This window comes from Microcoleus anatoxicus (assembly GCF_042465725.1).
GTDB classification, from domain to species: Bacteria; Cyanobacteriota; Cyanobacteriia; order Cyanobacteriales; family Microcoleaceae; genus Microcoleus; species Microcoleus anatoxicus.
Window position 1 is genome coordinate 6,457,853 of sequence record NZ_CP120853.1, and the last position, 21,110, is coordinate 6,478,962.

The window sequence follows — 21,110 nt, forward strand, 5'->3', positions numbered from 1 at the left end:
ATTTAGCAGGTTATGCGGGAGTAAAAATACTGTGAATATTCAAGAACTGTTTCAAAAAGGCGGCCCAGCCATGTACCCCCTGTTGGTGCTGTCCATTCTATCTGTAAGTACAATTATCGAGCGCTTGTGGTTCTGGGCGAGCCTCCTGACTAAGGAAAAGCAAATAGTTAATCGCATCCTCGATGCCGCTCGCACCGATTGGGGCGCTGCTAATGAAATTGCTAGACAAGCTAATCGACAGCCCATCGGTCGATTTTTATCTGCACCTCTGCGACTGTACAATCCTGAACCAGAATTATTTCGACTCGCACTGGAAGCTGCTGCTGATGAAGAGTTGGCTTCTATGCGCCGTGGTGACAAAATCTTAGAAGCGACGATCGCTCTAGCTCCTTTGTTGGGCTTGCTGGGAACTGTTTTGGGTTTGATTAACTCCCTGAGTTCGATCCGGCTGGGCGACATCGGTACCTCGGCAACGACTGGAGTAACTTTGGGGATTAGTGAGGCGCTGATTACTACGGCGACGGGGATGGTAGTCGCAATTTTTACTTTGGCGTTTTATCGCATATTTCAAGCTTTTTTGTTCAATCAGGCCAAAATTTTTCGCAAAGCTGGAAATGAACTGGAATTGCTCTACAGACAATATTGGCCTACGGCTAACGCTAAAGGTCGATCGCCTAGTACAGAACACAGCAATTCTTCCTTTGGTGTCGATGGCTTGAACCGCCATTCCCTCAATTCTCAAGAATCTATGGAACGAAATCGAGAGCCGAAATTGAAAGGTTCCGATCCTGATGTTGATTCAACTTCTAACAAATGAACTACCTACACCAACCGCTTAGGCGGTAGGTTTGATGCTTCCAACTTCCACCAAAGGAGCCTTAGAGTTTCAACCCGCACTAAGCTGAGTACAGCTATAGTGGCCCAATCCCCGCCGAGCTAGTTAAAACCTTGAAAAACAATGAAAATTCATCTAGATACTCCTGCTGAAGAGGCTCGGATTGAACTGGTACCTTTAATTGATGTGATATTTTGCATTCTAACGTTTTTTTTGCTGGCTGCTTTGCAATTGACTCGCCAGCAAGCCATTAATGTCGATTTGCCTAAAGCCAAAACTGGACAAACCCAGATGCGAGAAATGCTGATTGTCAGCATTGACGACTTTGGGCAAACTTATATTGACCAATTGCCTGTTAATTATCAACAGCTCGATCGAGTTTTAAACAGTTTCCACAAGCAAAATCCTGCGGGATTGACGGTGCTCTACGCTCCTCAAAATGCCAAGTACGCCAAAGTTGTTGAGGTTTTGGATAAATTGCGAGAAGTAGGAGGCGATCGAGTCGCCCTAGCAACTCTTCCTACTTCGGCTCCATCCCCGCAGCCAACTCCCTTGCTTCCCAATTCAGGCATTCCCGTCGCACCACCCATCGGCAATCCGACTCAACCCCAGCCCTATCCTTTGGCAACTCCCTCGAACCCTCGCCAACCTCAGTTACAAGTACCACCGCCCCAGCAGTTGAATCAAAGTCAGTTTCCATCCCCTCTCCCTACTCCTACCCAGGGGGTTACCAAATCTCCTGTTTCCCCTGCACCCACTGCTCCTAATATCGGGCCGGGAGTCGCAACTCCATCGCAGAATGTTGCGCCTCAAAATTAGGCAATATATTGATTTATCATCTAGGCATTGGCCAAACAGAGCATTGGCCAAACAGGGCATTGGCCAAACAGGGCATTGGCCAAACAGGGCATTGGCATCGGACTTCGGACACTGAGCGTAGTCGAAGTGTCGAAGAACCTTCTTCCTTCTTCCTTCATCTAGGCATTGGCCAAACAGAGCATTGGCCAAACAGGGCATTGGCATCGGACTTCGGACACTGAGCGTAGTCGAAGTGTCGAAGAACCTTCTTCCTTCTTCCTGAAGCGGTTCCTGAGCGGAGTCGAAGGGCCTTCTTCCTTAAAAAATCGGTATAAATCGCTGCAATTATTTTGGTTCGTACTGAGCTTTTTTTCTCTAGACAAGTAGATATATTTATATATATCGACAAAAGGAACTTTTGTCTGCTGCTAGCCATCTGTATTTCTAGATTATTTCTTAGGAAAGATGGCAATTTTGTCAAATCATTGTTACCTTTTGTAATATAGCGCTAAAGCAAGATGGGCTTTAGGTCATCCTGAAACCAACTGGCGTGAGCTGGAACAACTTACAAAACCTGTGAATCCAGGTTTGTACTTTCAAGTCACCTCTACTTGTCAAGGAGTCAAAGTCATGAATCAACCAGCAGAACTATCTTTGGAACAGCAGTTTAGCCTGTGCTCCTTCAAAACACAGGTCAATGACATGAGCCGCGAGCAAGCTCAAGAGTTTTTAGTTAAGCTCTACGAACAAATGATGTTGCGGGAAACCATGTATCGTCATTTTCTGAAACACCACTGGGGCCTAGAACCAAACCCAGGTCTTGAGTAATGTCAAGTCGCAGTGGGCGACCTCCGTCTCTTACTCTCTTCCCAGATGGAAATGAGTTGGGGGTGATGGGGCGTCAACTCGAAGCGACAAGTTACAACCTATAGAAAGCAGAAGGTATTTTAACAAACTTGTCCTTTGCTATGAACATTTGAGGCTCTCTTGTCGGAAGTTTCGATCGCCCAGAGCAAGTTATTTAAATAAATCAAATATATTCGTCTCAACTTCCAGCGGATGAGGTTGAACAAAAATTTCGTGAGTCGGACATCTGAAACCGACATCCGACTAACAAGACTTTAAATTTTTCAATCAAAGCCTATAAATCAAAAGTGATAGTTTTTCCCGTGACTTACGCCAAAACCGGGTTTTTTACGAAAATACTGGGTTTGAACCTGGAAAACTTGTAAAAAACCCGATTTCTTTGGTATTTATGCGTAAGTCTGCTATGCAAAACTTGGCTAAACTTATTCGAGCTTCACCATTCAACTAGAAGTGGTTTCTAGAGGGTCTGCTTCCTGCTTCTGCCAAGGGAGTCGGCTCCTACTTGTCCACAGGCGTAAATTCGGGCGTAGCCCACCCTATGCATCACGTTGTATAACTGTTGAAGCTTTTAGCCATTGTTCAACCTGTATTTTCAACCTATTTAACGAATCATGGTCTCCCGTTCGACCTTTTTACAGGCTGGTCAGTTTTGAATCGACGCTCGGCTTACAAACCAGATATTTTGCCCGATCGTTTCGGCACGTGCGTCAAATTAGCAGAAAATTACAACGCTGTCAATATCATCACGCCAGAAGAACTATGAGCAACTTTAGACAAGTATTTGGCTATTTAGTCTAGCTCAAAACATCTATTCCGACTGACGTTCCAAGGTAGCCTCCATGGTGCTGGTTAAGTAATGACCAGACATGATGCCGCTAGAGTGGTAGTAGCGGTTGCTATCGACGCGGTGAAGGGTATCAAAACCTGTTCGCCGTTGGCGTTCGTCTCCGAGTACCCAGTAACGTTGGACGATCGACTGGGGAGCGATCCAACCTTCGCCCTCGACGCGGCCAAGTTCGCTGTGCTGGAGCACAAAAGTATACTGCCGTTCATCGCTGTTGAGGTGTCCTCGGTACTGCAAAATAAGTTCTTCGCGATCGCCTCCAGGAAACACGAGCTTCGTCACCATACTGAACCAATCTGTTCGGTTCCAGCTCACTAAAGTTTTGCCTTTAACCGTAATTGGCACGCCATTGCGCTCAATCCAACTTCCTTCGAGCGTCCATTGGCCTGATTCCATTAAAAACGTGTGAGCCACAGTGCTGTTCCTATGCTTTTCCTGCTGGCTAAAATGCTGTTGCAACAACGCACAGCCGTTGTCCCTCAAACTATATGGTATCACGCCCAACTCTACCCACAGGAGTTAATTTCTCCTAAAAGTACGGGGGCGGAAGCACCAGTAACTTGAGGGAGATTACCCGGAATACCTAAAACCCGCCAGTGGGCTAAAACCGCGAAAGCGATCGCCTCTTTAAAATCTACATTCAAGCCCGCCTCAGAAGTAGTCAACACTTGCACGGAATGCAATTGTGCTTGTAATCGGCTTTTTAAGTAGAGATTGTGGCTACCGCCCCCGCATAGCAAAACTCGATCGGGCATCTGCGGTAAAAAAGTTTGGTAACTGTGAACGATGGAGGCAACTGTCAGTTCTGTCAGAGTAGCCAGCACATCAGCAGGACTGAGCTTGTAATCAGAAGCCTCGACCAAACAACGGTTAAAATAGTCTACACCAAATAACTCTCGCCCTGTAGATTTTGGCGGTTTTTCCAGGAAGAACTCTTGCTGGAGCCAAGCTTCTACTAAAGCTTGACAAGGAGTACCAAGGGCGGCGCCTGCTCCATTTTCATCACAAGTTTTAGTTCCCCCTGAGAAGTGTTGCACCGCCAAATCTAATAGAGAATTTGCCGGCCCTGTGTCCCATCCCAAGATGCCATCCCCCCAATGGGAAACCACAGACTTGTCCTTCAATGGGCTATTTTCCCTGGAAGGTAGATAAGTCACATTGCCAATTCCACCAAGATTTTGGATGCACAGATTGAGATGAGGTTCTGCCAGCAAGAAAGCATCAACTATAGGCACTAAAGGAGCTCCTTGACCCCCGGCAGCAATGTCTGCCGATCGAAAGTTGCTCACAGTAGTAATGCCTGTCAATGCCGCAATCAGCGCGCCCCGCCCTAGTTGCAAGCTGTAACCCATCTCCCCCTTCAGGGCTGGTCGGTGGTAGAGGGTTTGCCCGTGAGACCCGATTAATTCAGCTCGATCGTACTTTGCTTGAATAGTCAAGGCTGCGGTGGCAAATTCTTGGGCGATGGCGTCATCCAATGCAGCTAGTTCTGCCATGGACAAAGCAGCCCCGCTGCAAACTGAAAGAATTTGCGATCGCAAATCAGGAGAATAAAGAAAAGTCTGACCTGCTAACAACTGAATTTTCAAGTCAGTTTGGGAACCGACCACATCCACCAAAGCAGCATCAATGCCATCCACTGAGGTGCCGCTCATCAAACCGATAACGCGAGTCATTCGATTGTAGATTTTAGATTGTAGATTTTAGATTGTCCGGAGGGTGGACTGGATTTATTTGAGGTCGATGGTGACAATCACTATAGTAATATTGTCACGGCCGCCTTTCTCCTTAGCTGCTTCAATCAAAGCAGTTGCAGCCACTTCACAGGGGCGAATCGACTTGAGAGGTGTGGCAATCAAAGGATCGGAAAGTTCCTCAGTCAAACCGTCGCTACACAACAGCAAACGATCCCCAGGCTTGACATCCACCGGCAGAATATCTATCTCACGCAAATCCTCCCGGCCCAAACACTGGGACAAAACGTGACGCCAAGGATGATTGCGAGCCTGTTCAGCAGTCAGAGCCTTTCTTTGTACAGCTTGAGCCACCCAAGTTTGGTCTTGAGTAATCTGATCCAAATGAGAGCCATGCAGTCGGTACAAGCGAGAGTCACCGACATTAGCACACCAAGGCCGCCCCTCATCCCGAAACACTACCACCACACCAGTAGTCCCCATATCAGCCCGTTCGGGATGGTTGAGCTGATCGTTCAAAATTGCTTGATTGGCGATTAAAAAAGCCTGTTCTAACAACAGGGGAGTATCCTCTGGGCCTTCCCAATGTTCTACCAGATAAGATTGAATTGCCTCAGTAGCAATCCGGCTGGCTTCTTGACCTCCTGCGTGTCCTCCCATGCCGTCGGCCACGATGAAAAATCGCCCCTCCGAGTCGATGTAGTACGAATCCTGATTTACTGAACGAACTAACCCTGTATCTGTCTTACCTGCGAAAGAGAGTTTCATCTCAAACCTCCAAGAAACCTCCACCATACCCGTACTCAGCACGGTGGTGGGAGGAAGGTAGGTCCAATTGTAAAACATCCCTTAAGTGTATTTGTGCATGAGCACAAACAATGAGAGAGACTGTTGAATAATTAATAAATCTCTTAAGTCCCATAGGAGTAAATGTCCTGTTTGTGAATATGTGTGCCAGCTCTGTGAGTCATCCTTTTTAGCAGCCCCTACGTGGTTGAAATAAAATTTCCAGACTTGCACTCGATCGCAATTCTCTCCCTGTATTCGCCTAATTTTGGGCAACGGAGCGCTGCAACTCTAACAATATCACTTGTGTGAAAACTAAATTGACATTTTGTTCTCTCACAGTTTGACACTGGGATTTTTGTATCTTCAAGGCTCAAAGTCTAATAATAGCCATCAGCTTTTTTAGTGAATGATGGGGTTATAAACAAGCAGGTCAGGTGTGATGTGGGAACGCTTTAGCTCACACCAATTCAAGCTATTTGCCAATAAATAATTGTCATGAAATGCCACCAGGGAACATCTCAATAGCTGGCATTGGTAATAGGGAGAAATCTCAATTATGCAATTAAAAATCTCCCCTGGTACGGCGGCCGTGACAGAACCAGCAGAGAGCCAGGGCATTCAGAGCCTCAAGACATTCTATCCAAGCGATCGAGCCGCTTAAACAAGCGCAGGAGAACAAACCCAGTACCGACTGCTAGCAAAGCCATCACCAGGGCGGGCCATACTTGATTGCTGACCAACAAAATTGTCGCCGACAAAGTAAAAGCACTCATCAGCAAACTATAGTTGGTTCCCATTTGAACGCTGCTAATGCGACGGAGCAAACGGTCTGTTTCAGAAGAACGGACGCGAATCCGCAAATCTCCCTGTTCAAGTTTGTCAATAGTTTCCTCAATCCGGCGAGGTAAACCCAAAGCAGTGGAACTTACCTGAGCCGCCTGACGGCCAAGTTCGTTAAAAATACTGCTAGTTGTATCATGCCCATTTCCATTACTCATAAGCTGCATGGCAAAAGGCTGTGCCACCTCCATAAAGTTAAACTCTGGATCTAAACCGCGGCCGACCCCTTCAATGGTCGAAAAAGCACGCATCACAAAAGTAAAGGTAGCTGGGAAGCGAAAAGGTTGGTCGTAGGCAATATCGTAAAGGTCATCTGTAATCGCGCTGACGGACTGATTTTCAAAAGGCTTGTCCATGAAGTTATCGAGCATATACTGAATCGATCGGCGCACCGGACTCATATCACCCGTAGGAACCAAAGCCCCCAAATTAATCAAAGAATCCATAATCCGTTGACCATCTTTGGAAGCAATACCGTAGAGAGTCTCCATCAGTCCTTCGCGAACATTGGCCTGAATTTGGCCCATCATGCCAAAATCGTAGAAAATCAGATCCCCATCAGCACTCACAGCGATATTACCTGGGTGGGGATCGGCATGAAAAAAGCCATCATTGAGCAACTGGTGCAAATAAGCTTCAGCTCCCTTTTGGGCGATCGACTTGCGATCGATCCCAGCAGCCTCCAAAGCCTCATAGTGACTGATTTTAATCCCCGGCAGGTACTCCAAAGTCAGCACCCGCGGAGCCGCGTAGCGCCAATAAACCCGTGGCACCCGCACCCAGTCGCGATCGCGAAAATTACGGCGAAAAGTATCAGCATTCCGCCCTTCATTGAGATAATCAATTTCCAGCCACAGAATGCGACAGCACTCTTCATAAATCCCCAGCCAATCTCTGCCCCTGCCCCATTTAGGATGATTTTGAAAGTAGCGAGCGATGCCCTTAAGAATTTGCAAATCAATCTCGAACAGCTTCCGCAGTCCAGGTCGCTGCACCTTCACTACCACTTCCGGGCCAGAATGCAGTTGAGCCTTGTGTACCTGGCCCAAACTGGCAGCAGCCAGAGGCACCGGGTCAAAACTCTGGTAGAGTTCGTGAACCGTCTTGCCCAAATCCTGCTCAACAATTGCCTCTAACTGCTCGTAGCTGAAAGCAGGGACTCTATCTTGCAGCTTAGAAAGTTCCTCAACATACTCTGCGGGGAACAAATCAGCGCGGGTGGAAAATAACTGACCTACCTTAATAAAAGTTGGGCCCAAATCCAAGAGAGTTTCTCGAACCCAGATAGCCTGAAAACGCCGTCTGGCAACTTTCTTTTCTTCAGTAACACCTGAACAGTAGCTCCAATCTTTGCTGTCGAGCCACAGCGAAGCCAACCAGAGCAATACAAAGGTCCAAATGTCGAAGAAGCGCCGCTGCCGGGAGTATTTTTCGCGGTTCCAGCGATAAGCTTTACTGCCGTAGGATTTACCAGCGGTGGGCGGCAAAACGGCATCGCCGGTAGGCTTGGCGTATCGCTTGCGATTAACAGAGTCATCAAGGAGAGCAGACACTTGGGTTCCTAAATTGCTTATTTTATGTCGTTGCTGTGATGAGAAGTAAGAGCGCATAGTTTTGCGCTCCTAGGGTAAATATTTGTTAGTGACTGTTAGGGCAAACTGCTGCGGTAGCGCTGCAATTCCGATCGCACTAAGGCCACTTCTGCACGTAACTCATCAATAGTTACTTGCAAGTCGGCTGGTTGGATGTCTTGAATAGTAGTTGTACTGCCAGTGCCTGTTCTACCTTGCATTGCCGAATCAGCTTCTCTATGAGCTCGTTCCACAACTCGATCTGTGAACTGCCGCAGTCGCTCTCTTTGTTCGGCATCAAATTTACCGAATTCAGAGAAAGCGTTAGTGGCTGCACTCTCCAATTGTTCGTATAGTGCTTCTGCAAGTGCTCTGCCTATGAAAAAGGCATGAACTGGGGGTTTACTCATAAAAAACTCCGGTAAGTAGGGAAACTCTATGTTTTTAGACTATGGTTTAAACACGATTTTCACAGATTCAGAATCTGTGTCATGCTTCAACGAATTTAATGGATGTGAAGAATTTTGTCTCATCTTTTCATCCCTTTAATTCGCGATCGCGGACGAGAAAATTTTCTGTGTACTTCCCCAACCAATTATAACTTGGTTATCCCTTCTCGGAAACTTGACGAGCATCTATTCAGGGTAGATTTCATCTTTTTCTTGCCACCATCTTGGGAGTCGGCTCGTCACTTGTCCACAGACTAATTCGTAGCAGGTTCTGGGAAAGGTACGGTCGGTTCTGGAACTGTGAGCTTGGAGTCAGGTACGATCGGACTATCTAAACTGCCGTCACTACTGCTCGGTATCGGGACTTGAGGCGATCGATCTGGCAGCGTTACTGGCGAAGGCTCCTCCTGTGGCGGCGAGAAAGTTTCAGCACTCTTAGCCACTGGCGGAGTGGGAACCCCGAAGGATTTGCGAGGCGGTTCCGGGGGCAGAGGAGGAACTTCTGGTACGGGTGCTGGGGCGATGGGAGGAGATGGAGCGATGGGGATTTTAGGATTTGGGGTAGGAGTTTCTGAAGGCTCCGGTTCCGGTATTGGGGTGGGAGTTTCCGAGGGTTCCGGTGTCGGTGTTGGGCTGGGAATTGCTGGGCTTGGGGATACCTCTGGTTGGGAGCTAACTTCTGGGGACTCGATTGGTTCGGGCGTGCTGCTATCTGGTGTAGATGTGGGCAGATTGTCAACTTCTGGGGGTGCCACAGGACTACTTTCAACGGAAGGCTGTCCAAACATTGGTCCCGACAAATCGCGGGATTTGAGTAAATCTTCCAAAGATGGCAAGGATTCAGTTTTGGGAGTGTTATTCCTGCTGAGATTGGTACTATTGTAGCGCCATGCTAGGTCAAAACCCATCCAGCCTGCAATTAGAGATGTGACCACAAAGACCAGCAGAGTCAACTGTGGGGGCGGTGGTGCGGGCAAACGCAGAGTTTGCTTAGTTTTGATTGCTGGTAATTGCTCTGTTTCTTGCAGCATAGCGAGCCAATTTTCCACGGTTTGGGGGCGTTTGTCTGGTTCCGTTTCTAGTCCCCGAAGGATAGCTTGCTCAACTCCGGGGCTGAGGTTGGGCTGCCATTGTCGCAAATCTGGCAGGGGAATCCGATCGCGCAAGGGTGCTGCTATGGGTGGTTGGCCTGATAGTAAGTAGTATAGGGTTGCCGAGAGGGAGTAAACATCTGTGGCGGGTGTACATTTACCATCATGGAGGTATTGTTCGATCGGTGCATATCCAGGGGAGAGCAAGTTAGTGTGGGTTTGTTTTGTGCCGGCAGTAAAGTCCCTGGCTATGCCAAAATCTATGAGCATGACGATGTGAGTATCCTCTCGCCTGATTATATTTTCTGGTTTGAGATCTCGGTGTAGCAAGCCGCTGTGGTGTACTGTGCTTAAGGCTGAGGCTATTTGCCGAATGTAGTGTAGGGCTTGAGCTTCTGGTAATGGCCCGCCTGTGGCGACTATTTTGGCCAAAGTTTGACCTGGAATGTAGTCCATGGCGATAAAGGACTGTCCGGCTTCTGTAAAAAAGTCTATAACTCTGACTATGTTGGAATGCTGACAGCGACAGAGGCGTTGGGCTTCGGCGATGAATTGCTCCTGAAATTGGGCAGATTTAGGGTGTTGGCGCAGACTTTCGTTAAGGGTTTTAAGTACGACGGTTTGGTTTAGATGGGAGTGGGTGGCTCGGTAAGTAATCCCGAACCCTCCTATGCCTAAAGTCGTGTTAATTGTGTATTTGCCCTGTTGCAGGACTGTTGTTGGCGCTAAGTTCATCTTTAGTTGATGCCGTGTCCCAACCTATGCTACCGCCTTTGGGTAATTAAAGCAGAGTGAGGGCGAGCGGTTCGATCGAGCCGAAGCCTTATTTTATTCTGCTTTGTCTAATTACTAGAGTTTGTATCTGGCGATCGTATTATGGGGATGTCCCAATCAGTTTATCTGTTACCAGCGTCTTAAAACTTAATATAATAATTTTCCAATAAAAATCCCGCTCTTTTGGAGCGGGAAAGCCATCAGGGTGCATCTATACTTATGACTATAGTCGATGGGGGGTGTAACCCCTCTCTACTTTAACAAGTCTTTACAGTAGACTCACTTTTGTCAATTTTTAGTATTTTGCTTGACTTATGATAATAAATATGGTAATTGAGAGTTTGAGGGCGAGCTTGAGCTTAAAAAAATCCACCCACCAATCAATATCCAGGCTAGCCACTGGCGATCGCACGTTCAATTACCATGTTTCGGCAAATGGTGCAACAAATACCAGAATACAGCGACATTGGCGATAAATACCGCTAACTTCAGGAGAGTAACACCCTGAATTAATTCAAAAATTTCCGGCGGAATACTGATACCAACTAGCACTAAAACTAAGATTGTTGCCCAACCTTTTTCGTACCACAATCCTACAGCTTCAACAGCAGCGATCGCTGCATAAAGTCCAGTCGCCATGCCGCTAAACAGTAATGTCTTAGGCTTGAGTATCAGCAGCTTATCTAATAAAAATTCAATAAGTTTCACCTTAGTTTCTAACAAATAAGAATCAGAAAAATCTTCTAATAATTGATGATTTTTCATAGCAAAAAGCAAAGCAATAGAAGTCACGGTCAAGAGGGATGCCACAAAACTCTTGTAAATCACTATGGCGATTAAACCGGGGGGGCGCTGTTTTTTCACCTGATTATTTTCACCTATTTTGATAGAGGATAATGTGCTGCCAAAAAAGCAATTGCCGAAGTGCGATCGCCCAAATGCCCATCCAAAGTCGCCGCCAACAAATCATCCAACATGAGTTTAAACGCAGGCCCAGGTTTGTAGCCCAAAGCCTTCAAATCATTGCCATTCAAAGGGGCTTCAACCTTCACCCACTTGGTGAAAAATTCCCAAATTTGGTGTCGAACACTTCGGGGACTTTGCAGGGCGATCGCAATTAACATCGGTAACTCATAATTCCGCAAAAATAGCACCAATTGACTCGGCAAATCACACTTTGGCAAACGCTCTAACACCTCACAACTGCGGGCAGACAAATCTTGAAGTCGCTTAATGCTATCAGCAGGTAATTTAAGATTGTTAGCCACCTTACCCCGAAATTCCGGCGCTAAATAAGCGATTAAAACTTCTAGTCGCATCTGCCAATCAGGAATATTGATAATGGGGAATTGGGAATGGGGAATGGGGAATTGGGAATTGGGAATAGTTTCTTTTTCTTCCTTCTTCCTTCCCCCCTTGGGGGGGGCTGGGGGGGGTTCTTCTTCCTTCCCCCCTTGGGGGGGGCTGGGGGGGGTTCTTCTTCCTTCCTTCCTTGGGGGGGGCTGGGGGGGGTTCTTCTTCCTTCCCCCCTTGGGGGGGGCTGGGGGGGGTTCTTCTTCCTTCCTTCCTTGCAAAAAACGTTCTAGCAGACGCAATTGATGCCAGAGCGCTTTGTCCAAATCTAACGTAGGATGAATGCAGCGCAACGCCTGCAAATCTCCCAAAATTTGTAAAGCAACTTGCCAATAAGGAGCTTGCAAAATGTATTTTAATTCACTTTTGAGCCTGGTTTCCAAAGCCGGAGCGCGACCATTTTCTCCTTGAATTCGATAATAAATCCCGCTGGCTAGAGCGTGGCGAATATATCCTTCTGTCTGCGGCTCAATGGAAAATCCCAGCCGCACCGCAAACCGTACAGCTCGATAAATCCGCGTCGGATCTTCAATAAAACTATTGGCGTGCAAAACTCGAATTTGTTTACCTTGCAAGTCTAACAAACCGCCAAAAAAATCTAACAATTCGCCCGATCGTGGCGTACCCAATCTGACTGCGAGGGCATTAATGGTAAAATCTCTACGGTACAAATCTTGGCGAATCGAACTGGCTTCAACTTCAGGATTGGCGGCGGGATAAGGATAAAATTCAGTACGAGCCGTAGCGATATCGAGCCAGAGGGAGCCGAAAGGGGAGTCTTTTTGCCACAACAGGGCGGCGGTTTGAAATTGACCGTGAATTTCTAGACGGGATGTGGGGTATAGTTTTTGTAGTTCGGAGGCTAATTCGACACCAGCACCGGAATTGCCCGATCGCCCATCACCATCTACAACCAGATCGATATCCATTAGTTGCAGTGTATCATTGGTCTCTAACTCACCTCTGGTATTATTCTCAGCAACAGGCAAGATATCTGTTCCACAAGAGTTTAATGTTGTTGTGGGGTGGGCATCTGGCGCGCCCTTGACAGGCTGGTTGACAATCATACCTGATGTGAAAGTTAAGAGTAAATCTCGAACGGCTCCACCGACAATATACAGTTGCCAGCCTCGCTCTTGTGCAATGTTGGCGGAGATCGACAATAATTGCCATAATTCAGGACTAATACGCGATCGCAACAACGGCTCAACCACTTCAGGTAAATGACAATAGGACAATTCCGTATCACTTCCTGTCTCTCGTCCTTTTTGTTGGTGCAATTGGCGCAACACATCAGTGCGAGTGACAATTCCCACCAGTAAGCCATTTTCCAACACCGGCAAACGCCCGATATCATAAGTCACCATTAAAGATTCAATTTCTGGTAACAAGGTATCGGGGGTGATGGTTTTGAGCTGCCAAGTCATGTAACCCTTGACAGGAGCGTGACTGAAGCCGTGGTGCAGGGCAATGTCAATGTCGCGACGCGAGATAATTCCCGCCAGCCGATCGCCTGTATCGACCACAGAAAGCCCGGAATGTCCGTAACGTAGGAGGATACGGTGAGCATCACCCACAGAAGTTTCTGGGCGAATACTCCGCACTGGAGATGACATTAATTCACGGGCTGTGGGCGGATGGGGAATTTGAGCTTTGAGTTCCTCAGCTAACTGATTTAAAGTTAGTAAGGGTTCCACATCTCTGACAGCTAGGGAGGCGGCGCGGGCGTGGCCTCCGCCACCTAGGGGTTTGAATAATGTGCTGAGGTTTGTGCCTTCTATGCGCGATCGACCGATAATAGTTAATCGATTGGAAACTGACGATTCGGGAGAGTCGGGATCGATGGTATCGCTCTTTTGTTTTTCACCAGATTTATACACATTTCCTAATAGCAGAGCATCGGTTTCAGTCAAATCCAGCAAGCGAGATGCTAGGGCAGAAAGTCCCGGAACATAGGCATCGGTGGTGAGCAATACCCACGCTACACTGTTACCGCGTACAGTTTGCGATCGCAAGTTATTCAGAGCTTCTTTCAGCAAATCCTGCAATTGAGCAGACAAACCGGGTTCTACATATTCAGCGATTACCCGCAAACTCGCTCCCTGCTGCATCAACCACGCCAAAGCATTAGCATCCCGCGCCGTTGCACCCTCGAAGGTGAGGGAACCTGTATCGACGTGGATACCGAGGGCCATCACTGTGGCTTCTGAGGGATCGAGATGGAATTCTTGGTTGCTCTGTGGGACTTGATTTGCGAATTTTTCCCTAAGTTTTTCGACTATTAAAGTAGTGGTAGCCCCGACTGCTTCGATGTGGGTGACGGTGGCCCCGATGTCTGAAGGGGCTTCTAAATGGTGATCGAAAACCGTAATTTCGTTAAGTTGTGGCAAATCTAGCCACTCGGCGGCTTTTCCTAGGCGATCGCGCGTGCTAGCATCAACAATGGCGATCGATCGAATTTGTTGCGGATTGACCGATCGACGTTCGATTAACGGGTACTCATCGCGGTGTAGCGCCAAAAAATCCCGCACCGTCGGGTGACACCCACCAGCAAGCACGATTCTGGTACCGGGGTGCAGCACGCAAAGTCCCACCGCCGCTCCCAAGGTGTCAAAATCTGCTGTAGTGTGGCACAAAACTAAGTCCATAAACAAATCCTGCATCTGTAACCCAAAGTGTCCCTGAATCTGGCTCACGAACAGCACACGAGCCGATCGCACTATAACTCAAGCTTAGTGAAGTATTGATTCTAGTTTCAATCGCAGCAGCCAATAATGGTAAAATTTAAGTAAATCTCAAGAGCTGCTGACTGCTGTTCGCACCACTGAGAATTTGTACGGGCCAGTCGAATTTCAACAACCGACAATTTTCCGATCAATCATCCCACCGCTATATCGAAAGGAGAAAAAATGTTATCAATTCTGTTTCAACTTGTTTTACTAGGTTTGGTACTGCTATCTTTTGTGATGGTAGTTGGCGTTCCAGTTGCTTATGCTTCTCCCCAAAACTGGAGTCAGTCTAAAACACTGATTTTTGCAGGTTCGGGTCTCTGGTTTTTGCTGGTTATTGCCGTGGGTGTTTTAAACTTTTTGGTAGTTTAAAATTCGGTCTAGATCGACGTAAAATAGTTGTGAGTTTTAAATTTTGACTTAAATTTATGCTATAATTAGTAGTTTTAGATTTGGAATTAATTATTGATCGAAGTGAATTTTTCAATAAATTAATTCACAGCCAAAATTTAAAGCTCACAACTCATAAATAAAGCTAAGAAAAATCCAATTACCACTTACCAATTACCAAAGTATAAAATTATGGCAGTTTTCGAGGGTACTTTTACTCAAACAGAATCTTTGCGGTTTGCGATTGTCATTGGTCGTTTTAACGACATGGTAGTCAACAAACTTTTGGAAGGTTGTCAAGATTGTTTGAAACGCCACGGGGTTGACATCAATCCTCATGGTAATCAGGTGGATTTTTATTGGGTTCCGGGATGTTTTGAGATTCCCTTGATTGCTCGTCAAGCTGCTTTTTCTCGTCGCTATGATGCAGTAATCTGTCTGGGTGCGGTGATTCGCGGCCAAACTCCTCATTTCGATTTTGTCGCTGGTGAGGTTTCTAAGGGAATTGCTGCGGCGGCTTTTCAAAGTGGTGTGCCGGTGATTTTTGGGGTGGTGACGACGGACACGATGCAGCAAGCTTTGGAAAGGGCCGGAATTAAGAGCAATTTGGGCTGGAATTATGCGATGAGTGCTTTGGAAATGGGCACTTTGATGCGTCAAGTTAATGGTTTGGGTGGAAGTTCTTACGATCAATTAGCTGCTGCTTCTGCTGTTGAAGTGCTGTCAGGCGATCGGGCTTAATTTATCTTCTCAGATAACTCGGCGATTGAAATCGCGTCTACACAAACAAAGTCCGCCTTCGCGGACTAAGAAATAAAGTAGGTAAGCAAAGCTATGGATACTGTCACCGCGAAAAGATTCTCGATCGCCGAATATCACCGTTTGGGAGAACTGGGATTTTTCGATCCCGATGACCGATTTGAATTGATTCGCGGAGAACTTATCATCAAGGCTGCTAAAAGTACGTTTCATTCTGTTTGTAATTCGCTACTATTAGGAGAGTTGTGCACGCTGGCGAGAAAAAAGGCGATCGTGCGAGGTCAAGAACCGATTATTTTGATGGATGATAGCGAACCAGAACCTGATGTGGTTATAGCCCGCAATCGCTCTGACAATTATTTAGCTTCTCACCCAGAGCCTGCGGATATCTTGTTGGTAATTGAGGTTTCCGATTCTACTTTGAAGTACGATCGCGAAATCAAGCTATCTCTGTATGCTGAAGCTGGAATTGCAAATTATTGGATATTTAACTTGGTCGATAATCAACTGGAAATGTACAGCGAACCTTATCAAAAAAGACAAGGGGATTTCAATTATCGATCGCAAAACATCGTTCTACAAAATGAGACTGTGGTAATTCCGGGCTTTCCCGATTTGTCTCTGGATTTGTCTTTGGTGTTTCCAGCCTAATTTAAAACTAGGATACAATCGCTCACAACAGTCGATCGCCTAAATACTGATTTCTGATTTAGTCGATCGGCGCGATCGGTATTTTGATATTATGGACGGGGGATTATATCAAACTTCACTTATTATGTCAAGCACTGTGGATAACGTTGTCGTAAGTTCTTGTGTAATTTTCTAGCTTTCCAAATACTAATCACCAGACAGAGGAAACCACAACATGATCCAAACCATATCGAAAACAATCACGTTTGATGAGTTCGTTGCTTGGTATCCAGAGAACTCTGTCCATAAGTACGAACTACACAATGGAGTAATTGTTGAAATGCCTTTAGGAACCGGCCGCCATTCCCGCGTTATAGGTTTAACCAGGGACGAAATCAGCGCAGAAATCAGGCGACTGAAATTGCCTTGCTTTATCCCCGGCCACTGCCTGCTCAAACCCGTCCGCAACGAGGCGGGCTACCTGCCAGACGCAGTTGTCCTGGATGAAGCAGCTCTCGTCAACGAACCGCGTTGGGATAGGGAATCCGTCGTCACGATGGGGTCTTCGGTGCGACTGGCTGTAGAAGTAGTCAGCACGAACTGGCAAGATGATTACCTGGTAAAAGTAGCTGATTATGAAAGATTAGGTATCCCGGAATATTGGATTGTGGATTATGCTGCTTTGGGTGGCAGACGTTTCATTGGCAATCCGAAACAACCTACTATCTCGGTTTACCAGTTAGTTGACGGGGAATATCAAATCAGCCAGTTTCAGGGAGATGACATAGTTGAGTCGCTGGCTTTTCCAGAATTGAAATTAACGGCAGAAAAGATTTTTCTTGCTGGCTTGCCAAACTAGCGAGTAAAAATTATGCAAAGGGCGATCGAGGATTGGATGATATTACGATGGGTTGGCTACTATTTCATCAACTAAAAAAACTTAAATTTGACAGCAATAAACCAAAAAGCCTTTATTTCTTAGTCCGCGTCGGCGGACTTTGTTTGTATAGTAGCGGTTTCAACCGCCGAATCATCTACGCACGGGTGGTCAGAAACCGGGTTTTTTCGGGTTTGTGCGATCGTAACCAAGTATTCTCCTAAAAACCCGGTTTCTTGGGTTTTGGTGCGTAATTCCCCGATCGCATCCACCGACACATTGCAAGTTGTAAAATTATGTGATACCATAAAACGTTCTTAGAAATAGCGCAACAGCAAATATTACTGCATGGCAACGAAGCCAACGATCGCATTTACCCACCTCGGTTGCGAAAAAAATCGCATTGATACCGAACACATGATTGGCTTGCTGGCTCAAGCAGGCTATGAAGTCGATTCTAATGAAGAATTAGCCGATTACGTCGTCGTCAATACTTGCAGTTTTATCCAAGCTGCGCGAGAAGAATCAGTCCGCACTTTGGTAGAATTAGCCGAAGCTAATAAAAAAGTAGTCATCACTGGCTGCATGGCACAGCATTTTCAGCAGCAATTACTGGATGAATTGCCCGAAGCCGTCGCAATTGTCGGCACTGGCGATTATCATAAAATAGTCGATGTGATGCAAAGAGTCGAAAAGGGCGATCGCGTTTCCCTCGTCTCTAGTGAACCAACTTACATCGCTGACGAAACTACTCCCCGCTATCGCACAACATCCGAAGGTGTCGCTTATCTGCGAATAGCCGAAGGCTGCGACTATCGCTGTGCTTTTTGCATCATCCCCCACTTGCGCGGAAATCAGCGATCGCGTACCATCGAATCTATTGTCGCCGAAGCTAAGCAATTAGCCTCCGAAGGGGTAAAAGAAATTATCCTAATTTCTCAAATTACCACCAACTACGGCAAAGATATTTATGGGGAACCCAGACTAGCCGAACTGCTTCGGGCTTTGGGTGAAGTAGATGTACCTTGGATTCGGATGCACTACGCCTATCCTACAGGTCTGACTCCGCAAGTTGTCGAGGCAATGCGAGAAACGCCAAACGTTCTGCCATACTTGGATTTACCTCTGCAACATTCCCATCCCGAAATTCTGCGGGCGATGAATCGGCCTAGTCAAGCGGGGATTAATGATGCTATAGTCGATCGGCTGAAAGCATCAATTCCCGGTGCGGTAATGCGGACAACTTTTATTGTCGGCTTCCCCGGCGAAACAGACGAACACGCAGCACACTTGCTGGAATTTGTCAAGCGCCACGAATTCGATCACGTCGGAGTATTCACATTTTCCGCCGAAGAAGGAACCCCAGCCTACAGCTTGCCTCAGCAATTACCAGCAGAAATAATGGAAATGCGGCGAAATGCAGTAATGGCGGCACAACAACCTATATCATTGAAAAAGAATCAAGCATCTGTCGGTCAGGTAGTCGATGTCCTGATAGAACAAGAACAACCAGAGACAGGTGAGTTGATTGGTAGATCCGCCCGGTTCTCCCCCGAAGTAGACGGACTCGTCTATGTGACAGGACAAGCGAGACTCGGTTCAATGGTATCTGTGAAAATTACTGGTGCAGACGTCTACGACCTTTACGGTCAAGTCAGTAGTTAGTCTCTACAGAACAATCAGAAAGTTTTAACAAATTTAATGTTTTGTTTCTGAATGTAAAGAGCTATAATGTAGTAACAAGCCAGACATAAGCGGGATGATCCTAGATTGCTTCGCCGTCGGTCCCACACCACAACGGTATGCCGAAGAAGTGTAGAGCTGATAGGCGGTGACGGTCGCTACATCCCTTACTTAATCCCGTAGACGAAAGATTGCGGGATAGCGCCTGAACCAATAAACGTGGTTACTACTATTTAGTGAAGTGGGGCTAGTCATAATCCTCACTATAAAAAGCCCAAGAGGGAAAACTGGCGAGTACCTCAAAGGAAGTTCAATAGGCTTTTCAAGGCTGTTGAAAGCTTACAACAAACCGCTGGCGGTTTTTGTAGGTCATGTCACAAAATCAAAGACGGCTGTCGAATTGGTAAATTAGTCACCATCGACGGAGCTGCCCTAGACTCGATTGCTATTTAAAAAGGTGCGCGCAGGCGCAGCACCATACAGAACTCTTATGAGTTCCTGCCCTAGAGCAGAAATCCGCATCCGAGTTGGGCGACTTAGAAGGCTAAGACTCGTTATTAGGAGCATTAATGAATTTATTGTTTGAAGGCTTGGGTCTTTCGGAAGAACTCGTTCTCCATCTGGAAACACTAGGCTTTACAGAACCTACTCCCATCCAAGTACAAGCAATTCCGCACTTGCTAGCAGGTCGCGACGTTGTGGGTCAAGCCCAAACTGGAACGGGCAAAACGGCAGCATTCTCGTTGCCCATCTTGGAGCGGATTGATTTAGATGTAACTGCGGTGCAAGCACTGGTGCTGACACCAACTCGCGAATTGGCGATGCAAGTAACTGAAGCCATCCGCGATTTGAGCGGTATTAGTAGTGATGGCCCGGTGAAAGTAGGTCGCTCTCTACAAGTTTTGACGGTGTACGGTGGTCAGTCGATCGATCGCCAAATGCAGCGCTTGAAGCGTGGCGTTCACGTTGTTGTAGGTACACCCGGACGTATCTTGGATATGTTGAGCCGGGGAAGCCTGAAACTCGACAGAGTGAAATGGTTGGTTTTGGATGAAGCTGACGAAATGTTGAGCATGGGCTTTATTCAAGATGTGGAAAAAATCTTGGATGCAGCACCAAAAGAACGTCAAACGGCATTTTTCTCGGCGACAATGGAACCTTCCATTCGCAAATTGGTGGCACGGCATTTGTGCAATCCAGTTAACGTCACCGTAGAACAACCAAAAGCAACGCCGAAGCGCATTGGTCAAGGCGTCTACATGATTCCCCGCGGCTGGTCGAAGGCAAGAGCTTTGCAGCCTATTCTAGAAATGGAAGACCCGGAATCGGCGCTGATTTTTGTGCGGACTCGGCAGTCGGCGGCGGAACTCACCAGCCAACTGCAAGCAGCAGGCCACAGCGTTGATGAATATCACGGTAATTTGAACCAAGCACAGCGGGAACGTTTGCTGTCGCGGTTCCGCCAATGTCAGGTGCGCTGGGTAGTGGCGACTGATATTGCAGCCCGCGGTTTGGATGTGGATCACTTGACTCACGTAATTAACTACGATTTACCCGACAGCGTGGAAAGCTACGTTCACCGGATCGGCCGCACGGGCCGGGCCGGTCGGGAAGGAACCGCAATTACGCTGATCCAACCAGTAGACCGTCGGAAACTGCGCTTGATCGAACGTCACGTTCGCCAAAATTTGACGGTGCGAAATATTCCGACGCGGGCGCAAATAGAAGCGCGGCAGTTGGAAAAGATGCAGTCTAAGGTTCGCGAAGCCTTGGCTGGGGAACGGATGGCATCTTTCTTACCTCTGGTGTCTCAGTTGTCAGAGGAGTATGACTCCCACGCGATCGCCGCTGCTGCTTTGCAAATGGCTTTCGATCAAAGCCGTCCTGCTTGGATGGGTGCGGATTACGCTCAACAAGAAGATCCCCCGATCGCCGAAAATGGTGTGAAGCCGATCTTGATTAAGAAGCGCGCTAAGAATGGTACGGGACCCAGTAACACTGTGTCACCGAGCCTTTCAGGAGCGTCAGGTTCTCCGGTTCCACAGAACTACTAATTTGTAGGGTGCGCTGAGGTGCACTTTGCTTTGAAATGTGTGTAGAGATGCGATATCGCGTCTCTACTTTATTTTGTGGGTGT

At 47.1% G+C, this 21,110-nt stretch carries 18 protein-coding genes; 9 read left to right on the top strand and 9 right to left on the bottom strand.

All coding sequences use genetic code 11. The features are described 5' to 3' along the window. Positions 1–31: 31 nt before the first annotated feature. The 3 genes from P2A85_RS28095 (at position 32) to P2A85_RS28105 (ending at position 2,461) form a co-directional block, all read left to right on the top strand. The gene (locus P2A85_RS28095) at positions 32–817 is read left to right on the top strand and encodes a MotA/TolQ/ExbB proton channel family protein (protein WP_377476751.1); all 786 of its coding nucleotides are present in this window, start codon (positions 32–34) and stop codon (positions 815–817) included. A gap of 141 nt (positions 818–958) precedes the next feature. Next, positions 959–1,654 carry a biopolymer transporter ExbD gene (locus tag P2A85_RS28100; RefSeq protein WP_377476752.1) on the top strand — a complete coding sequence of 232 codons (696 nt, stop codon included), beginning with the start codon at positions 959–961 and terminating at the stop codon, positions 1,652–1,654. A 609-nt stretch (positions 1,655–2,263) separates the two neighbouring features. Next, entirely contained in the window at positions 2,264–2,461 is a 198-nt protein-coding gene (locus P2A85_RS28105) for an NblA/ycf18 family protein (protein WP_340525411.1), read from the top strand. An 847-nt stretch (positions 2,462–3,308) separates the two neighbouring features. Here the strand turns inward: P2A85_RS28105 and P2A85_RS28110 are convergent. The 8 genes from P2A85_RS28110 to P2A85_RS28145 all read right to left on the bottom strand — a co-directional run bounded on the left by P2A85_RS28110 (position 3,309) and on the right by P2A85_RS28145 (position 14,553). Further along, positions 3,309–3,758 (bottom strand): hypothetical protein, encoded by a 450-nt coding sequence (locus P2A85_RS28110; protein ID WP_340525467.1) that lies wholly within the window; start codon positions 3,756–3,758, stop codon positions 3,309–3,311. Positions 3,759–3,850: 92 nt separating this feature from the next. Continuing rightward, positions 3,851–5,020 (bottom strand): anhydro-N-acetylmuramic acid kinase, encoded by a 1,170-nt coding sequence (locus P2A85_RS28115; protein WP_377476753.1) that lies wholly within the window; start codon positions 5,018–5,020, stop codon positions 3,851–3,853. 54 nt (positions 5,021–5,074) lie between these two features. Then, positions 5,075–5,806 carry a PP2C family protein-serine/threonine phosphatase gene (locus P2A85_RS28120; protein WP_377481766.1) on the bottom strand — a complete coding sequence of 244 codons (732 nt, stop codon included), beginning with the start codon at positions 5,804–5,806 and terminating at the stop codon, positions 5,075–5,077. Positions 5,807–6,453: 647 nt separating this feature from the next. Further along, positions 6,454–8,220: an ABC1 kinase family protein gene (locus tag P2A85_RS28125; RefSeq protein WP_377476754.1), complete on the bottom strand. Its 1,767-nt coding sequence runs from the start codon at positions 8,218–8,220 to the stop codon at positions 6,454–6,456. Positions 8,221–8,315: 95 nt separating this feature from the next. Further along, positions 8,316–8,648: a DUF6825 family protein gene (locus P2A85_RS28130; RefSeq protein ID WP_371123571.1), complete on the bottom strand. Its 333-nt coding sequence runs from the start codon at positions 8,646–8,648 to the stop codon at positions 8,316–8,318. Between the two features lie 293 nt (positions 8,649–8,941). Beyond that, positions 8,942–10,513, bottom strand: coding sequence for a serine/threonine protein kinase (locus tag P2A85_RS28135; RefSeq protein ID WP_377476755.1), 1,572 nt, complete (start codon positions 10,511–10,513; stop codon positions 8,942–8,944). Positions 10,514–10,966: 453 nt separating this feature from the next. After that, a complete protein-coding gene (locus P2A85_RS28140) occupies positions 10,967–11,416 on the bottom strand; it encodes a DUF2127 domain-containing protein (protein ID WP_377476756.1) in 450 nt (149 codons plus the stop codon). Between the two features lie 14 nt (positions 11,417–11,430). Then, positions 11,431–14,553, bottom strand: coding sequence for a CBS domain-containing protein (locus P2A85_RS28145; RefSeq protein ID WP_377476757.1), 3,123 nt, complete (start codon positions 14,551–14,553; stop codon positions 11,431–11,433). A 261-nt stretch (positions 14,554–14,814) separates the two neighbouring features. Here P2A85_RS28145 and psbZ point away from each other — a divergent pair, with 261 nt between their 5' ends. From psbZ to P2A85_RS28165, 4 genes are all read left to right on the top strand, one after another. Continuing rightward, the gene (psbZ, locus tag P2A85_RS28150; RefSeq protein WP_341736014.1) at positions 14,815–15,006 is read left to right on the top strand and encodes a photosystem II reaction center protein PsbZ; all 192 of its coding nucleotides are present in this window, start codon (positions 14,815–14,817) and stop codon (positions 15,004–15,006) included. Between the two features lie 210 nt (positions 15,007–15,216). After that, the gene (gene ribH, locus P2A85_RS28155) at positions 15,217–15,765 is read left to right on the top strand and encodes a 6,7-dimethyl-8-ribityllumazine synthase (protein ID WP_377476758.1); all 549 of its coding nucleotides are present in this window, start codon (positions 15,217–15,219) and stop codon (positions 15,763–15,765) included. A 93-nt stretch (positions 15,766–15,858) separates the two neighbouring features. Further along, positions 15,859–16,434: a Uma2 family endonuclease gene (locus P2A85_RS28160; RefSeq protein ID WP_377476759.1), complete on the top strand. Its 576-nt coding sequence runs from the start codon at positions 15,859–15,861 to the stop codon at positions 16,432–16,434. A gap of 214 nt (positions 16,435–16,648) precedes the next feature. Beyond that, positions 16,649–17,272, top strand: a complete 624-nt coding sequence (locus P2A85_RS28165) for a Uma2 family endonuclease (protein ID WP_377476760.1) — start codon at positions 16,649–16,651, stop codon at positions 17,270–17,272. A 119-nt stretch (positions 17,273–17,391) separates the two neighbouring features. Here the strand turns inward: P2A85_RS28165 and P2A85_RS28170 are convergent, their stop codons facing one another. Then, a complete protein-coding gene (locus tag P2A85_RS28170) occupies positions 17,392–17,598 on the bottom strand; it encodes a hypothetical protein (protein WP_377476761.1) in 207 nt (68 codons plus the stop codon). 40 nt (positions 17,599–17,638) lie between these two features. On the opposite strand from P2A85_RS28170, the gene rimO reads away from it, so the two are divergent. Both rimO and P2A85_RS28180 read left to right on the top strand, forming a co-directional pair. Beyond that, positions 17,639–18,955, top strand: a complete 1,317-nt coding sequence (rimO, locus tag P2A85_RS28175; RefSeq protein WP_377476762.1) for a 30S ribosomal protein S12 methylthiotransferase RimO — start codon at positions 17,639–17,641, stop codon at positions 18,953–18,955. A gap of 587 nt (positions 18,956–19,542) precedes the next feature. Continuing rightward, positions 19,543–21,027 (top strand): DEAD/DEAH box helicase, encoded by a 1,485-nt coding sequence (locus P2A85_RS28180; protein WP_377476763.1) that lies wholly within the window; start codon positions 19,543–19,545, stop codon positions 21,025–21,027. Positions 21,028–21,110 lie beyond the last annotated feature (83 nt).

Excerpts from the sequence above, each read along its gene's own strand:
- P2A85_RS28100 (WP_377476752.1), top strand. The coding sequence starts at position 959 with ATGAAAATTCATCTAGATACTCCTGCTGAAGAGGCTCGGATTGAACTG.
- P2A85_RS28105 (WP_340525411.1), top strand. The coding sequence starts at position 2,264 with ATGAATCAACCAGCAGAACTATCTTTGGAACAGCAGTTTAGCCTGTGC.
- P2A85_RS28115 (WP_377476753.1), bottom strand. The coding sequence starts at position 5,020 with ATGACTCGCGTTATCGGTTTGATGAGCGGCACCTCAGTGGATGGCATT.
- P2A85_RS28120 (WP_377481766.1), bottom strand. The coding sequence starts at position 5,806 with ATGAAACTCTCTTTCGCAGGTAAGACAGATACAGGGTTAGTTCGTTCA.
- P2A85_RS28130 (WP_371123571.1), bottom strand. The coding sequence starts at position 8,648 with ATGAGTAAACCCCCAGTTCATGCCTTTTTCATAGGCAGAGCACTTGCA.
- P2A85_RS28135 (WP_377476755.1), bottom strand. The coding sequence starts at position 10,513 with ATGAACTTAGCGCCAACAACAGTCCTGCAACAGGGCAAATACACAATT.
- P2A85_RS28145 (WP_377476757.1), bottom strand. The coding sequence starts at position 14,553 with ATGGACTTAGTTTTGTGCCACACTACAGCAGATTTTGACACCTTGGGA.
- psbZ (WP_341736014.1), top strand. The coding sequence starts at position 14,815 with ATGTTATCAATTCTGTTTCAACTTGTTTTACTAGGTTTGGTACTGCTA.
- ribH (WP_377476758.1), top strand. The coding sequence starts at position 15,217 with ATGGCAGTTTTCGAGGGTACTTTTACTCAAACAGAATCTTTGCGGTTT.
- P2A85_RS28160 (WP_377476759.1), top strand. The coding sequence starts at position 15,859 with ATGGATACTGTCACCGCGAAAAGATTCTCGATCGCCGAATATCACCGT.
- P2A85_RS28165 (WP_377476760.1), top strand. The coding sequence starts at position 16,649 with ATGATCCAAACCATATCGAAAACAATCACGTTTGATGAGTTCGTTGCT.
- P2A85_RS28170 (WP_377476761.1), bottom strand. The coding sequence starts at position 17,598 with ATGGTATCACATAATTTTACAACTTGCAATGTGTCGGTGGATGCGATC.
- rimO (WP_377476762.1), top strand. The coding sequence starts at position 17,639 with ATGGCAACGAAGCCAACGATCGCATTTACCCACCTCGGTTGCGAAAAA.
- P2A85_RS28180 (WP_377476763.1), top strand. The coding sequence starts at position 19,543 with ATGAATTTATTGTTTGAAGGCTTGGGTCTTTCGGAAGAACTCGTTCTC.